General features: G+C 66.7%; 16 protein-coding genes. 10 read left to right on the top strand and 6 right to left on the bottom strand.

The window, feature by feature from the left end:
* Positions 1 to 21 precede the first annotated feature (21 nt).
* Entirely contained in the window at positions 22 to 174 is a 153-nt protein-coding gene (locus JF542_RS08895; protein WP_207075572.1) for a hypothetical protein, read from the bottom strand.
* A 47-nt stretch (positions 175 to 221) separates the two neighbouring features.
* Between JF542_RS08895 and JF542_RS08890 the strand changes: the two genes are divergently transcribed.
* Positions 222 to 1,094: a GNAT family N-acetyltransferase gene (locus JF542_RS08890; protein WP_207075571.1), complete on the top strand. Its 873-nt coding sequence runs from the start codon at positions 222 to 224 to the stop codon at positions 1,092 to 1,094.
* A 158-nt stretch (positions 1,095 to 1,252) separates the two neighbouring features.
* Here JF542_RS08890 and JF542_RS08885 read toward each other — a convergent pair whose 3' ends face one another.
* Together JF542_RS08885 and JF542_RS08880 are read right to left on the bottom strand one after the other, a co-directional pair.
* On the bottom strand, positions 1,253 to 1,804 hold the full coding sequence (locus JF542_RS08885; protein ID WP_007799560.1) for a peptidylprolyl isomerase: 552 nt from the start codon (positions 1,802 to 1,804) through the stop codon (positions 1,253 to 1,255).
* Complete coding sequence (locus JF542_RS08880) at positions 1,797 to 2,303, bottom strand: peptidylprolyl isomerase (RefSeq protein WP_007799559.1); 507 nt, start codon at positions 2,301 to 2,303, stop codon at positions 1,797 to 1,799. Before JF542_RS08880 ends, JF542_RS08885 begins: the two co-directional genes overlap by 8 nt.
* Positions 2,304 to 2,439: 136 nt before the next feature.
* On the opposite strand from JF542_RS08880, the gene JF542_RS08875 reads away from it, so the two are divergent.
* Positions 2,440 to 3,618: a phosphoglycerate kinase gene (locus tag JF542_RS08875; protein WP_207075570.1), complete on the top strand. Its 1,179-nt coding sequence runs from the start codon at positions 2,440 to 2,442 to the stop codon at positions 3,616 to 3,618.
* A 467-nt stretch (positions 3,619 to 4,085) separates the two neighbouring features.
* On the opposite strand, the gene JF542_RS08870 is transcribed toward JF542_RS08875, so the two are convergent.
* The 3 genes from JF542_RS08870 to JF542_RS08860 are packed head-to-tail and all read right to left on the bottom strand — an operon-like array spanning position 4,086 to position 7,691.
* Positions 4,086 to 5,582 (bottom strand): UxaA family hydrolase, encoded by a 1,497-nt coding sequence (locus tag JF542_RS08870; RefSeq protein ID WP_207075569.1) that lies wholly within the window; start codon positions 5,580 to 5,582, stop codon positions 4,086 to 4,088.
* A gap of 1 nt (position 5,583) precedes the next feature.
* Entirely contained in the window at positions 5,584 to 6,690 is a 1,107-nt protein-coding gene (locus JF542_RS08865) for a mannitol dehydrogenase family protein (RefSeq protein ID WP_207075568.1), read from the bottom strand.
* The gene (locus tag JF542_RS08860) at positions 6,687 to 7,691 is read right to left on the bottom strand and encodes a zinc-binding alcohol dehydrogenase family protein (RefSeq protein WP_207075567.1); all 1,005 of its coding nucleotides are present in this window, start codon (positions 7,689 to 7,691) and stop codon (positions 6,687 to 6,689) included. Before JF542_RS08860 ends, JF542_RS08865 begins: the two co-directional genes overlap by 4 nt.
* Before the next feature lie 126 nt (positions 7,692 to 7,817).
* On the opposite strand from JF542_RS08860, the gene JF542_RS08855 reads away from it, so the two are divergent.
* From JF542_RS08855 to JF542_RS08820, 8 genes are all read left to right on the top strand, one after another.
* Complete coding sequence (locus tag JF542_RS08855) at positions 7,818 to 8,708, top strand: GntR family transcriptional regulator (RefSeq protein WP_207075566.1); 891 nt, start codon at positions 7,818 to 7,820, stop codon at positions 8,706 to 8,708.
* 100 nt (positions 8,709 to 8,808) lie between these two features.
* Complete coding sequence (locus JF542_RS08850) at positions 8,809 to 9,549, top strand: FadR/GntR family transcriptional regulator (protein WP_207075565.1); 741 nt, start codon at positions 8,809 to 8,811, stop codon at positions 9,547 to 9,549.
* 14 nt (positions 9,550 to 9,563) lie between these two features.
* The gene (locus JF542_RS08845) at positions 9,564 to 10,538 is read left to right on the top strand and encodes a C4-dicarboxylate TRAP transporter substrate-binding protein (protein ID WP_007799546.1); all 975 of its coding nucleotides are present in this window, start codon (positions 9,564 to 9,566) and stop codon (positions 10,536 to 10,538) included.
* Between the two features lie 59 nt (positions 10,539 to 10,597).
* A complete protein-coding gene (locus JF542_RS08840; protein WP_207075564.1) occupies positions 10,598 to 11,089 on the top strand; it encodes a TRAP transporter small permease subunit in 492 nt (163 codons plus the stop codon).
* A gap of 10 nt (positions 11,090 to 11,099) precedes the next feature.
* Complete coding sequence (locus JF542_RS08835) at positions 11,100 to 12,371, top strand: TRAP transporter large permease (RefSeq protein ID WP_207075563.1); 1,272 nt, start codon at positions 11,100 to 11,102, stop codon at positions 12,369 to 12,371.
* A gap of 157 nt (positions 12,372 to 12,528) precedes the next feature.
* A complete protein-coding gene (locus JF542_RS08830; protein ID WP_007799540.1) occupies positions 12,529 to 12,828 on the top strand; it encodes a hypothetical protein in 300 nt (99 codons plus the stop codon).
* Between the two features lie 236 nt (positions 12,829 to 13,064).
* Positions 13,065 to 13,607 carry a PadR family transcriptional regulator gene (locus JF542_RS08825; RefSeq protein WP_207075562.1) on the top strand — a complete coding sequence of 181 codons (543 nt, stop codon included), beginning with the start codon at positions 13,065 to 13,067 and terminating at the stop codon, positions 13,605 to 13,607.
* Between the two features lie 35 nt (positions 13,608 to 13,642).
* Entirely contained in the window at positions 13,643 to 14,389 is a 747-nt protein-coding gene (locus JF542_RS08820) for a siderophore-interacting protein (protein ID WP_207075561.1), read from the top strand.
* The last annotated feature ends 7 nt before the right edge of the window (positions 14,390 to 14,396 follow it).

Genomic DNA, 14,396 nt, shown 5'->3' with positions numbered 1-14,396 from the left:
TTTCTATGCCCGCCCGACGCGTCAGAAAACCGCCTGCAACAGCGCCAGCGCCGCGAAAGGCAACGACAAGCCGGTGGCGAGCAGCAGGGCCGCGGCGAGCGTGGGCCGCGGTGCCGGAGCCACCACGGCGATCGAACGGGGCGCCTCGCGACGCGGGGGAAATCTCTGTGCCATGGCCCGAGTTAACCACGGATTCACTTTCCAAGTCCTTAATCCAGATCATGATCGTCCCCGTCCTGCCGCTGCAGCAGTCGCCGGAATATGCCCGCACCCTGCGCGCGCTCGGCCTTGGGCTGCGCTGTGGCGAGGGGCACGGCATGCGTTGGCTCCTGCAAACCCGCCGCCTGCCGCTCGTGGGCACGGTCTCGCTGATCTCCCGCGGCCCGATCCTCGGCGCCGCCGCGCTGCCGCCTGACTGGCTCGCCCTCTGCCGCGAGGGGAGCCGCGGCCCGCTTCTGCTCAACGCAGACGGGCTGCCGCCCGACAGGCTGCGCGCCGAAGGCTTCTGGCCGCTGCTCACCCCGGCCACGCTGGCGATGCTTCCGCTCTCGACAGAGACAGAGATGCGCGCCGCGATGCTCGGGAAATGGCGCAACCGCCTGAACCGCAGCGCCGCGCACGGGCTGCAGATCCGCCGCCTGCCGTTCAGCGCCAGCCATTGGCTGCTGTCGGCCGAAGCGCAGCAGGCACGCCGCAAACGCTACCGCGCCCTGCCCCCGGCCCTCGTCGCCGCCTTCGCAAAGGCCAATCCCGGCGCCGCGCAGATCTGGGAAGCCCGCCACGATGGCCAGCCCGCCGCCGCCATCGCGATCCTGCGCCACGGCCCCACCGCGACCTGGCAGATCGGCGTCTCACGCGCCCAAGGCCGCGCCTGCAGCGCCATGAATGCCCTGCTCTGGGCCGCCATGCGCTGGCTCGCCCGCAAGGGTCACACCACGCTCGATCTCGGCATGCTGAATTGCGACGCCGCCCCCGGCCTCACCCGCTTCAAGCTCGGCACCGGCGCAAAGCCGCACCGGCTCAGCGGCACCTGGCTGCACCAGCCGATGCTCGCGCCGCTGGCACGCCGCTTGCCGGACCGGCTATCACGCTGAGCCCGCCGCTTCTTCTGGCCAGAAATATCCCGGGAGGTGAATTGCCCCGGCCTGCCGGGGCAAGAGGAGGGCAGCGCCCTCCTGAACCGCCGGCCTGCGCCAGAGGCGCGGGCCGGCTTCAGCCAGCGCGCGCCCCAGGAGGCGCGCACCGCAAGAGATCACTCGGTCACGGTGACCGTCGCCATCTGGTCCGGCTGGCCCACAACGGCGCCATTGCGCCCGGTGCCACGCTTGATCGCCTCGACCACGTCCATGCCCGAGGTCACCTCGCCCACCACCGTGTACTGGCCATTGAGATGCGGCGCCGGCGCGAACATGATGAAGAACTGCGAGTTGGCCGAGTTCGGATTCTGCGACCGGGCCATGCCGACCACGCCGCGACCGAAGTCGCGATCCGAGAATTCCGCCGCGAGATCCGGCCGGTCCGAGCCGCCCATGCCCGCCATGCGCATGTCCGAGCCCATCTTGCCGTGCTGCACGTCGCCGGTCTGGGCCATGAAGCCGTCGATCACCCGGTGGAAGGCGACGCCGTCATAGGCGCCCTCTTCCGCCAGAGCGGTGATCTGGGCCACATGGTTCGGCGCCACGTCCTCGAACAGGTCGATATGGAAGGTGCCGTTGGCGCCCTCGCCCGACACGGTCACGTCGAGCCCCGCCGCCGAGAGCGGTGCCGCGAGGGTGCAAAGCGCCGCTGCGATCAGGTTACGCATCGGCAGCCACCTTGACGCTGACCATCTTGTCGGGATCCGCGGGCGGCTCGCCGCGGGTGATGGCATCCACATGCGCCATGCCGTCGATGACACGGCCGTAGACGGTGTACTGGCCGTTGAGGAAATGGTTGTCCTTGAAGTTGATGAAGAACTGCGAGTTGGCCGAGTTCGGGTTCTGCGACCGGGCCGCGCCCAGCGTGCCGCGGTCATGCGGCAGCTTGGAGAATTCCGCCGGCAGGTCGGGCAGATCGGAGCCGCCGGTGCCGGCACGGCCCATGTTGAAGCCATTGTCCTTGTTGCCGTGCTGCACGTCGCCGGTCTGGGCCATGAAGCCCTCGATCACGCGGTGGAACACCACGCCATCATAGGCGCCCGACCGCGCCAGTTCCTTCATCCGCTCCACGTGCTTGGGTGCCACGTCGGGCAGCAGCTCGATGGTCACGGTGCCGTCTTTCAGCTCCATGAGGATGGTGTTTTCGGGGTCCTTGATCTCGGCCATGTCGCATCACTCCCTGCGCATCATATTACGCCCCGAGACTTAATCCGCGCCTGCGCGAATGCCAAGGGACGCGCGCACATTGACCCCGCCGGCGCTTCGGGGCAGACCTTGGGCAACGCTTTGACAGGAGGACAAGATGGCCTGGAAGACCCTCGACGACATGGAACTGGACGGCAAGCGCGTGCTGACCCGTGTCGACATCAACGTGCCGGTGGAAAACGGCGAGGTCACCGATGCCACCCGCATCGAGCGCGTCTGCGCCACGGTGCAGGACATTCTCGCGCGCGGCGGCACCCCGGTGCTTCTGGCCCATTTCGGCCGCCCCAAGGGCAAGGTGGTGCCCGAGATGTCGCTCAAGATGCTGCTGCCGGCGCTCGAGGCCGCCTTCGGCACCAAGGTGCATTTCGCCACGCTTGACGAGGCCGAGGGCGTGATTGACGCCTGCGACAAGGGCCATGTGGTCCTGCTCGAGAACACCCGCTTCGAGCCGGGCGAAGAAAAGAACGACCCCGAGCTCGCCAAGACCTATGCCAAGCTCGGCGATGTCTATTGCAACGACGCCTTCTCGGCGGCGCACCGGGCGCATGCTTCGACCGAAGCCCTGGCGCACCTGCTGCCGGCCTGTGCCGGCCGGCTGATGCAGGCCGAGCTCGAGGCGCTGGAAGCGGCGCTCGGCACGCCCAAGCGCCCGGTGCTGGCGGTGGTCGGCGGCGCCAAGGTCTCGACCAAGCTCGAACTGCTCGGCAACCTCGTCGAAAAGGTCGATATCCTCGTGATCGGCGGCGGCATGGCCAACACCTTCCTCGCGGCGCAGGGCCTCGACGTGGGCAAATCGCTTTGCGAGCATGACATGACCGGCACCGCCAAGGAAATCGCCGAGAAGGCCGCCTCGACCGGCTGCGAGATCCTGCTGCCGCGCGACGTGGTCGTCGCCCGCGAGTTCCGCGAGAACGCGCCGTCCGAGGTCGTGAAGGCCGAGGAGTGCCCGGCGGACGCGATGATCCTCGACGCGGGCCCCGACAGCGTGGCGCATGTGGAGCAGGCCATCGACCGGGCCGAGACTCTCATCTGGAACGGCCCGCTCGGCGCTTTCGAGATCGCCCCCTTCGACACCGCGACCAACGCCGCCGCCGCCCATGCGGCGAAGGCGACGGCCTCGGGCAAGCTGGTCTCGGTCGCCGGTGGCGGCGACACCGTGGCCGCGCTGAACAAGGCCGGCGCGTCGGACGATTTCACCTACATCTCCACCGCCGGCGGCGCCTTCCTCGAATGGATGGAAGGCAAGGTCCTGCCGGGCGTCGCGGCGCTCGGCTGAGCCCGAGCGAACTGGATGTGGAAAGGGCCGTCCCTCGGGGCGGCCCTTTTTATGTCGCAACGGTCGTATCTGCCCGGTCTGCTGTGCGTGACCGCGCGGAATCAAGGCCGCAGGCCGCCGCGCCATCGTCATGCTGAAAGCATGCCTTTGGCATGACCCGCCCCCCGGGCTGGCGATTTGGTCGGACCGGGTGCCTCGTGTCGAGATCTTTCGGATTTGGCAGGGATAAATCGAAAGGCTCGAAGCACGGATCGCCATCTCGCGAGCCGGCGATTGCGCGTCGGGCGTCACCGTCGTCACGATAGTCCGCAGTCACGCTTGTTCGCACCTATCGCCTGCGGCTTGGGTCCGCACCCGACGGGCTCAGCCCCCAGCAACAGCATCTGCCAATCTTCAAGGAAACCGACAAGCAAGAGGCGCGGCGCTCCGCGCACCGCGCCTCTCGAAAGCATCCGTCTGGTCGCGCCCTAAAGCACCGCGCCGATCTTCCAAGGCACGAACTCGTTGTCGCCGTAGCCGAACTCTTCCGACATGGTCTTCTTGCCCGAGGCGGTGTCGAGCAGCAGGTCATAGATCCGCTGGCCCATCTCGGTCAGCGACACGCCCTGCTCGACCACGCCGCCGCAATCGATGTCGATATCCTCGGGCATCGAGCGCGCCAGATCCGAGTTCGACGCCAGCTTGATCGACGGCGCGGGCTTGGCACCGAAGCACGAGCCGCGCCCTGTGGTGAAGGCGATGAGGTTCGCCCCAGAGGCCACCTGCCCGGTCGCCGCCACCGGATCGTAGCCGGGGCTGTCCATGTAGACAAAGCCGTGCCGGTCGATCTTCTCGGAATAGGCATAAGCCCCGGCCAAAGGCGCGAGACCGCCCTTGGCCACAGCCCCCAGAGATTTCTCGAGAATGGTCGTCAGACCGCCCTTCTTGTTGCCGGGGCTGGGGTTGTTGTCGAGCGAGGCGCCGTTCTTGGTGGCGTAGTCGCGCCACCACGCGATCATGTCCTCGATCTTGTGGCCGGTGCCCTCGTCGGCGCGCGCGATCAGCAGATGCTCGGCGCCGTAGATCTCCGGCGTTTCCGACAGGATCGAGGTGCCGCCCGCGGCGACGAGCATGTCCGAGGCCACGCCGAGCGCCGGGTTGGCGGTGATCCCCGAGAACCCGTCAGAGCCCCCGCATTGCATCCCGAGCGTCAGGGCCGAAACCGGCTGCTCGCTGCGCGTATCCGCGTTGGCCATCGCGGCAATCGGCTCGAGCAGTTCCAGCGCCCGCTTCACCGCCGAGCGCGACCCGCCGACCTCCTGGATGTTGAAGGTCTTGAAGCGCTCCTTGGTCCACTCGGTCGGCTTGTAGAGCGTCAGCTGGTTGACCTCGCAACCAAGGCCGATGATCAGCACGCCGCCGAAATTCGGATGGTCGCGATACCCCTTGAGGGTGCGGACAAGCGCGTCGAACCCCTCGCCCTGGTTGGCCATGCCACAGCCCTGATCGTGGACGATGGGCGCGAAGCCGTCCACGTTGGGATATTTCGGCAGCAACGTGCGGTTCGCCTCGGCGGCGATGGCGTCGCAGACCGTGGTCGAGCAGTTCACCGAGGCGATCACCCCGATATAGTTGCGCGTGCCCACCCGCCCGTCAGGGCGGGCGAAGCCCTGGAAGGTGGTGCGCGCCGGTGCTTCCGGCAGCCGCGCCTGCACGGCGCTGACGCCGTGACTTCCCTCGGGCAGCGCGCAGTTCTGCACGTGCACATGGTCGCCCACGGCAATGTCGCGACTCGCCACCGCCATCACCTGCCCGTATTTCAGCACCGGCTCACCGGCGGCCATCGCCTTGCGGGCGATCTTGTGGCCGCGCGGGATCGGCTCCTGCGCGGTGAGGCCATCGCGGGTCTCACCGGCCTCCATGTCGGAAAGCACGACGGCCACGGTATCCGTGGGGTCGAGCACCATGATCGTGGGAGCCCCCATGTCAGGCCTCCTCGCGCGCACAAAGCGCATCGAGCGTGGGCGCGGCATAGTCGGGCTGCACTTCGCGGACCCATGCGAGGAACGCGCCGATGCGGCGCTCGAGCTTCTGGCCGTGGTTCTGCGCGATGTCGGCGATGCGATGGTCGAGGAACGGGTTGGCGAAGCGCTCCAGCGTCACTGCCAGATAGACCTCGGCGTTGTCGCCCAGTCCGCGCAGGGCAAAGCCCGGCAGCACTTCCGTCGTCATCACGTCTTTCACCTGCTCACCGACCTCGCCCGCAAGCAGATCGCGCACGATGGCGTCGGGATCGGCTGCGCCTGCCATCCAGAACGACGCCATCGCGGTGTGGCCAAGGTTGAGGATGTGCAGCTTCAGCCGCTCGATCTCCTCGAGATCCTCGACCAGCTGCACCGAGGGGTGTACCACCGGCAGCTCGAGCCCGTCCTGCGCCTCGATGGCCCAGAGCGCATACGGCTCGGCCACCGCGCCCACCGGATCGATGGGTTCGGAGACGATGCGGTCCACGAGGCTGTTCACCCACAGACAGGCGTCCAGCCACTCGATCAGCAGCGGGTCGGCTTTCTGGCCGGCGGCGATCTCGAGCACGCGCGCCTTCAGGACCTTGCCGTTGTTGGGGATCAGTTCCATCGGGAAGACGGTGAGCGGCTTGCCCCCGCCCGCCTGGCGCGCCGCCAGCAGGTGGAACAGCTTGGCCGGATAGGACATCGCCTGATCCGGCCGCGCCTGATCGTCGGCGGGCTTGGGCTCATAGCCCGAGTCGCCGGTGTTCGACAGGATGGCCTCGGCCTCCTCGGTGACAACGCGCGACAGCTCGGCCCAGTCGGAGGCTGTCGAGAGCGTGCGCCTGACCGAGGTCACGCGGCGCTCTTCATCAACGACCTTGCCGTCCTGCTGGCCGCGCACACGCACCGGGAAACCGCCCTCGGCGGCCAGCGCTCCGAGCCGCGCGGCGCGGGCGGGATCGCCCGAGCTCTGCACCACGGTGATGGCGCGCGCGGGCGTGCCTTCGGAGAAAAACAGATCGGCATGCGCCTGCAGGAAGCGCGACGTGCCGAACTGCACGATGGGGGTTTTCACGTCGCTCATGCAGTCACCTCGATCAGCGCCTTGACCACGCTGCCACGGTCCTCGGCCCATTTCGGCAGATCCTCGACCGCGCCCTCGATGGTGGTGCGGTGGGTGCCGATCTTGTCAACCGGGACCAGCCCCTTGGCCATGCAGTCCATGACGTGCTCGAAATCGACCTTGAGCGCGTTGCGGCTGGCGAAGAGTGTGGTCTCGCGCTTGTGGAATTCCGGGTCGGCAAAGCTCAGGTCGCCCTTCACCACCGAGAGCAGCACGTAGTTGCCGCCATGGGCGAGATAGGTCAGACCGGCATTCATCGCGCCGATATTACCGGTGGCGTCGAAGACGTTATCATAGAGCGTGTCGGCCATCTCCGAGACCAGCTCGGTCTTGGCGGCCGGGATGATCTCCTTGGCCAGCGCCAGCCGGTCCGGCGAGGTGTCGCGCAGGGTGACCTCGGCGCCGGCGATGTGGGCGAAGAGCCCTGCCCCCACGCCGATCGGGCCAGCCCCGACGATCAGCGCGGTCACGCCCTCACCCAGCCCCGAGCGGCGCACGCCGTGCGCGCCGATGGCGAGGAACTCGACCATGGCCGCCGCCTGCGGGCTCAGGTCGCCGGCCGGGTAGAGGTTGCCCTCGGGCACGACGATCTCCTCGCACATGCCGCCATCCGTGTGCACGCCCAGCACCGCGATGTTCTCGCAGCAATTGGGCTTGCCGATGGTGCAGGCGCGGCACTTGCCGCAGGTGAGATAGGGGTTCACGACCACGAGGTCGCCTTCCTTGATGCGACCGTCGGCGCTGTCGGCCATGGCGCGGGCCGAGAGCTCGTGACCCATGACGCGCGGGTATTGCAGGAAGGGCTGGTTGCCGCCGTAGATGTGGTAATCGGTGCCGCAGATGCCGATGGCCTCGATGCGGATGCGCAGATGGCCCGGCTTGTCCTCGGGACGCGGGCGGGTCACGCAGGTCAGTTTGCCCGGCTCGTCGCAGAGCAGAGCCTTCATTTCGGTCGCGGTCATGGGAATCCTCCGTCGGCTGAAGGCGCGCGGAAGCGATCAGGGAGTCGCGCGCCCCTTTACGGTTTTTTATAAATAAAATACATTCAGCTCAAGTTGAAATACGGATCATCCGGGAAGGCGCGCAAGATGTCGCGACAGAACCAGACCTTCAAGGCCGCCACCAACCAGGCGATGGACCTGTTTTCCGGGCTTGAGCCGGGCAGCGAGCTTGGCACCGAGGCCGAGCTCTGCGAGCAGCTCGCGATCTCGCGCACCACCGCGCGCAACGTGCTGTCGCATCTGGCAGGCCTCGGGATTCTCGAATGGGAAGGGCGCCGCAAGGTGCTCCTGAGGGCGCCCACCGTGGCCGACCGGTTCCCGCCCGAAGACGTGGCGCTGCCGGCCGAGCGCGCCGAGCATCAGTTCCACGAATGGATCCTGCGCACCGATCTGCCGCCCAATGCGCAGATCCACGAAAGCGAGCTGGCGCGACAGCTTGGCATCTCGGTGGCGCTGGTGCGCGACCTGCTGCAGAACTTCCGCGTCAGCGGGCTGGTCGAGAAGAACCCCAACAAACACTGGACGTTTCGCGGTTTCACCCGCGACTACGCGCTCGAGATGTGCGACATGCGCGAGCTGATCGAGCGCGAGGCGATGCGCCGGCTCTGTGCCGACCCCGACCATCCCGCCCTGCCCCGCATGGTCGAGATGGAGCGGCTGCACATCAATCTTCTCGCCCGCGACGATTCGGCGATGACCGAGTTTCCCGCCCTCGACGCGCGGTTTCACCGGCTGGTCTGCGCCGCCGCGCGCAACCGCTTCTACGATGAGTTCGCGCACCGGATCTCGATCATCGTCCACTACCATTACCAGTGGAACAAGCGCGACGAGACGGTGCGGAACCGCGAGGCGATCCGCGAGCATCTCGCTGTCATTCAAGCGGTTTTGCAGGGCCGCAGCGACGAGGCGCGCGAGGCGTTCGACCAGCATCTGCAGACCGCACGAGAGACCCTGCTCGCCTCGGTCAACTGGTCCTGACCTCCCCGTGATGTTTGCGCAAACAGGATTATGACCGCTTGACGACGCTTTTTCTGTGGCCCTATGGTCCAACCAAAGTCACGATCTGTGGGAGGAGCAGGTGGCCAAATCGACAGTGGAGGAGATACGCGACGTTCTGCGCCGCGAGATTGCCGAAGGCTATCGGCCCGGCGATCTCATGCCCAACGAGCGCGAGCTCGCGGAGCGGTTCGACGTGTCGCGCAACACCATCCGCGAGACCATGATCCACCTCGAAGCCCTTTCCCTGATCGAAAAGACCAAGCGCGGCGCCAAGGTGCGGACGCCGGATTTCGGCATCATGTTCCAGGAACTGACCGACTATTTCGACACCTCGGCGCGCAGCTTCACCGACGTGCTGAACTTCCGCCGCATCAACGAGACCGGCGCGGCGCCGCTGATGATCTGCCATGTCACGCCAGACCAGCTCGCCGCGATCCGCGCCGCCAACGACCGCATGGTCAGCGCGCTGACCGCCGCCGAAGCCGCGCAGGCGGATTACGATTTCCATTACGGACTGGTAAAGGCCGCCGGCAACACGGTGCTGAGCCGCATGTACGACGTGCTCTCGGTGCCGCTGAAATACTACCTCGAGGTCGGCAAGTCGCAGGAGCTCAACACCGCGACCGCCAAGGCTCAGCACGACCGCATCATCGCGGCGCTCGAAGCCCATGACACCGCGGCACTCGGCGCAGCACTTTCCGACCATTTCCAGCATTCCGGCGAGGTTCTGGCCAGTTGGCTGACCTCCCGCGAGCAGCGTTCCGAACCGATCACCATCTGGCCGGTTCAGCGCACCCCCCATCCGACCCAACAACCGTGATACGGAGGAGACCCATGAAAACTCTCACCAAGGCCCTGCTTGGCGCCACCACCGCGATGATGCTGGCAATGCCGGCACTGGCGGAAACCACCGTGCGCATCGCCTACGAGAACAACCCGGGCGAGCCCGCGGACCTCGTGATGAACCGCTGGAAAGAGCTCGTGGCCGAGGCTTCCGACGGCGAAGTGGTGCTCGAGCTCTACCCCTCCTCGCAGCTCGGCGCCAAGAAGGACGTGATCGAGCAGGGCATGCTCGGCGTCAACGTCATCACCATCGCCGACGTGGGCTTCCTGACCGACTATGACCCCGATCTCGGCATCCTCTTCGGACCGTACCTCACAGAGGACGCACAGAGCCTGTTCGACATCTACGAATCCGACTGGTTCAAGGAAAAAGAGGCCGCGCTGCAGGAGCAGGGCATCCACATCGTGATCAAGAACTACCTCTACGGCACCCGCCAGCTGCTCTCGACCAAGAAGGTCGAGACGCCGGCGGACCTCGAGGGCATGAAGATCCGCACGCCCAACAACATCATGCAGATCCGCGCCATCGAGGCGATGGGCGGCACGCCGACGCCGATGCCGCTGGGCGATGTCTACCCGGCGCTGACCCAGGGCGTGATCGACGGTGTCGAGAACCCGCTCCCGGTGCTGTTCGGCCAGAAGCTGCACGAGCAGGCCAAGGAGCTGTCGATGATCTCCTACCTGCAGAACACGTCGCTGTGGCTGGGCGGTCAGGCCTATTTCGACACGCTCGACCCGGAAGTCGTCGAGATGCTGCACGAGACCGGCTACGAGGCAGGCCTCTACAGCCAGGAACTCGCCGCGGAAGCCGACGAGCAGATCCTCGCCGACATGGAAGCCGCCGGCGTGACCGTGACCTACCCCGACACGGCACCGTTCAAGGAAAAGGCCATGGCGGTCTACGACCAGTTCCCCGAGTGGTCCGAGGGTCTCTATGAAGAGATCCAGGAGCAACTCGGCCAGTAATCCAATCCCGGCCCGCGCGATTTCTGTCGCGCGGGCCGCCCCTATTCCGAAGGTCCCTCGTGAAGCTTTCCTACAAACTCGTCTCGGCGCTGGCCGGCCTGCTGGTCTTCGCGCTGATCGCGATCACCGCCGCCGCCGTGATCGCCCGCTACCTGCTTGGCAATCCGATCCAGTGGACCGAGGAGATGTCCGCGTTCCTGCTGATCTGGATCGTGTTCTTCGGCGCCATCGCCTGCGAGATCGAGGACCATCACCTCAAGATCGACGTCGTTACCATGATGCTGCCCGAGACGCTCAACCGCTGGCTCGGCATCGTCGTCGGGCTCGCCTCGGTGGGCCTGCTTGGCTACATGGCATGGCTCGGCTACCGGCTGGCCGACAGTGCCGCGCTGAAGAAGACGCAGATCCTGCGCATGTCGTGGTACTGGATCGACATCGCCGTGACCGTGGGCGCCATCGGCATCGCGCTCGTGATGCTGTGGAAGGTCGGGATGCTGATCCTGAACCGCCCCGTCACGCCCGTCGACGACACTTCCGAAGATCTGGGCTGAGGCGCGCGACATGGACTGGTTCATCATCATCCCCATCATGTTCCTGCTGTTTGCCCTGAACATGCGGATCTACCTCGCGATGTTCGCGGCGATCCTCGGCTATTTCCTGTTCTTCCAGCAGATCCCGATCCAGATCGCGGTGCAGCGGCTGATCGCGCCGACGCAGAACCCGTCGCTGCTGGCGATCCCGTTCTTCATCCTGCTGGGCACGCTTCTGGGCACCACCGGCATCGCCTCGCGGCTGCTCAAGGTCGCCGACCTGCTGGTCGGCAAGCTTACCGGCGGGCTTGGCCACACCAACATCATGCTCTCGACCCTGATGGGCGGGCTCTCGGCCTCGAACCTCGCGGACGCCGCGATGATGTGCCGGATGCTGGTGCCGGACATGCTCAAGGCCGGCTACAACCGCGGCACCGCCGCCGCCATCACCGCCGCCTCGGCGCTGATCACCCCGATCCTGCCGCCGGGCATCGCGCTGATCATCTACGGGCTGGTGGCCGATGTCTCGATCGGCTCGATGTTCGTCGCCGGCATCCTGCCCGGCCTGCTCTGTGCCGCGCTGCTGATCGCTGCGACCTACTGGGTCGCCAAGAAAGAGGGCTACAAGCCCTCGCGCACCACCTGGCCCACCGCCAAGGAGACGACCAGCACGCTGGCCAGTGCCTGGCCCGCCTTCCTGCTGATCCTGGTGATCATCGGCGGCATCCGGATGGCGATCTTCACGCCGACCGAGGCCGGCGCCATCGCCACCGTGGTGACCATCGTGATCGGTCTCTTCGTCTATCGCGAGATGAAGCTCCGCGACCTGACCGACGCCTTCAGCCAGACCGCGCGACAGACCGCAGCGGTGCTGCTGGTGATCATGATGTCCTCGGCGCTGGGCTGGATCTTCTCGCTCGAGCAGGCCGGCGTTGCGCTGGCCGAGTGGATCATGTCGCTGACCCAGAACCCGTGGCTGTTCCTGCTCATCGTCAACGTGATCCTGCTGATGCTGGGCATGTTCATCGAGGGCAACGCGCTGCTGATCATCCTCGTGCCGCTGCTGAAGCCGGTGGTGATGCAGCTCGGGATCGACCCGGTGCATTTCGGCATCGTGATGATCCTCAACCTCGCGCTCGGCACGCTGACCCCGCCGGTCGGCACGGTGATGCTGCTGGTCTGCAACCTGACCGAGACACCGTTTGCCGAGTTCGTCAAACGCGGCTGGCCGTTCCTGCTGGCCCTGCTGGTCGCGCTGATGATGGTCACCTTCATCCCCGCGCTCTCCCTCGCGCTGGTCTGATCTCCTCCCCAAGACCGGCCGCCGACGCCCGCATCCCCCTCCTCGGGATGCGGGCGTTTTCATGTCCGGAGCCCATCTGCGACGAGATGCGATTTTGCGCGAGGCCGACGCCCTGCTATACTCCCTCCGTACTGGATCCGAACTCAGGGAGGAGACGATGCAGTCAGAACTGATGACCCGACGCCGGGTCCTGCGCCTCACATATGAGCGCTATCTCGAGGCAGACCGCGCCTGGGCGCTTGCCCTTTCGGACATGAAGCGATGGTTTCCGACCGGGGCGCGGCCCTACCGCGCAGCGATCGGCGATCCCGGATCGCGGATGCGCGAACTCTACGAGACCCGGGCCCGCGCGCTTGTCCGGCTCGAGGCCGCGCGGGTGAAGTTCGCCACCGCCAAGCAGCGGCTGGCCGAACGCCAGCGACCCGCACCGGTGCAGCTCTACCTGATCACGGCCTGACCCGACAGGCGGCCCGCTGACTGGCCGCAAGACAGCCGACCGGCGCCGCGCCGCGGCTCACGTAAACGTGCGCCCTGACACGGGGTCGAATCGCACATCTTTTACACGTCCAAACAGTCACTTAGCTCCGTTCGCCTGAGTTTGCTGACCGCGGGCCCGGGTCTTGTGTGAACCGCACATCTCGATATATCTAAAGTCACGATATATCGAGTTCAGTCTGCCATGGACCCCGTGCGATGAAACGCAAACCCTCCGGGCCTGCCCGCCCTCATGCCAAGCCCTCATCCGAGCGCCACAAGGGACCAGCGAAACGCGGCCCGAGGCGGCTGTTCGAATATGGTGAGCTGCGGTTGCTGATCCTTGCGATGATCGCCCAGAGCCCGCGCCACGGCTACGAGATCATCAAGGCCATCGAAGAGCGTTTCAACGGCGGCTACTGCCCCAGCCCCGGCGTGATCTACCCGAGCCTGTCGTGGCTCGAGGAGATGGGCTACATCGCCGTGGAGCCCGACGAGAACGCCCGCAAGCTGTCGCGCATCACCGCCGAGGGCGCGGCCTTCATCGAGGCCAACCGCACCGCCGCCGACGAGCTGCTGACCCGCACCATTCCGCCCAATCACCGCGCCAACGCGCCCGAGGAGATCGTGGCCGCGATGGACGACATCAAGCTGGCGCTGCGCCAGCGCCTCGCGGCCTGCGGCAACGACGCCGCGGTGATCGAGGCCCTGACCGAGACGCTGCGCAAGACCGCGCATGAGATTGCCAGCGGCGCGAACTAGACGCCGCAAGCCCCCATTCAGACACAGGAATTCCCATGGACCAAATCATCACGAGGCACCGCCACGAGCTCAAACGCCGCACCCTCACGGTGCGCGAGACAGGCTACCTCACGCCGCACATGATCCGCATGGTGCTGCACAGCGAGGAGCTCGCCGATTTCACCAGCCTCGGAGCGGACGACCACATCAAGCTGATCTTCCCCGGCACCGACGAGAAACCCGAGATGCGCGAATACACGCCGCGCCGCTTCGACATCGAGCGCTGCGAGCTGGTGCTCGATTTCGCCGTGCACGATGCCGGTCCGGCGACGGACTGGGCGATCAAGGCCGCGCCCGGCGACACGCTCAACATCGGTGGGCCGCGCGGCTCTGCAGTGATCGCCCCGGTCTTCGACTGGTGGCTGCTGATCGGAGACGAGACCGCCCTGCCCGCCATCGGACGCCGCGTCGAGGAAACGCCCGCCGGGCCGCGGATCATCACGCTTGCCGCCGTGCCCGGCGCCGAGGACGAGCAGCGATTCGAGACCGGCGCCGCGTTGCAGAGCCACTGGGTGCACCGCCCGATCGCCGAGGCCCATGAGGCCGGCACCCTGCTCGACGCCGTCCGGGCGCTCGACCTGCCCGAGGGCAAGGGCTTTGTCTGGATCGCCGCCGAGGCTCAGGTTGCGCGGACGCTCAAGCAGCACTTCCTCAAGGAGCGCGGTCATCCGGCGCAGCATCTCAAGGCCGCCGGTTACTGGGTCCGTGGTGACGCCGGCGGCAGCGACAAGGCGCTCGACTGAGGCTCAG

The sequence above is a fragment of the Salipiger bermudensis genome, from assembly GCF_017309175.1.
GTDB classification, from domain to species: Bacteria; Pseudomonadota; Alphaproteobacteria; order Rhodobacterales; family Rhodobacteraceae; genus Salipiger; species Salipiger bermudensis.
This window is presented reverse-complemented; position numbering and strand designations above follow the sequence as displayed.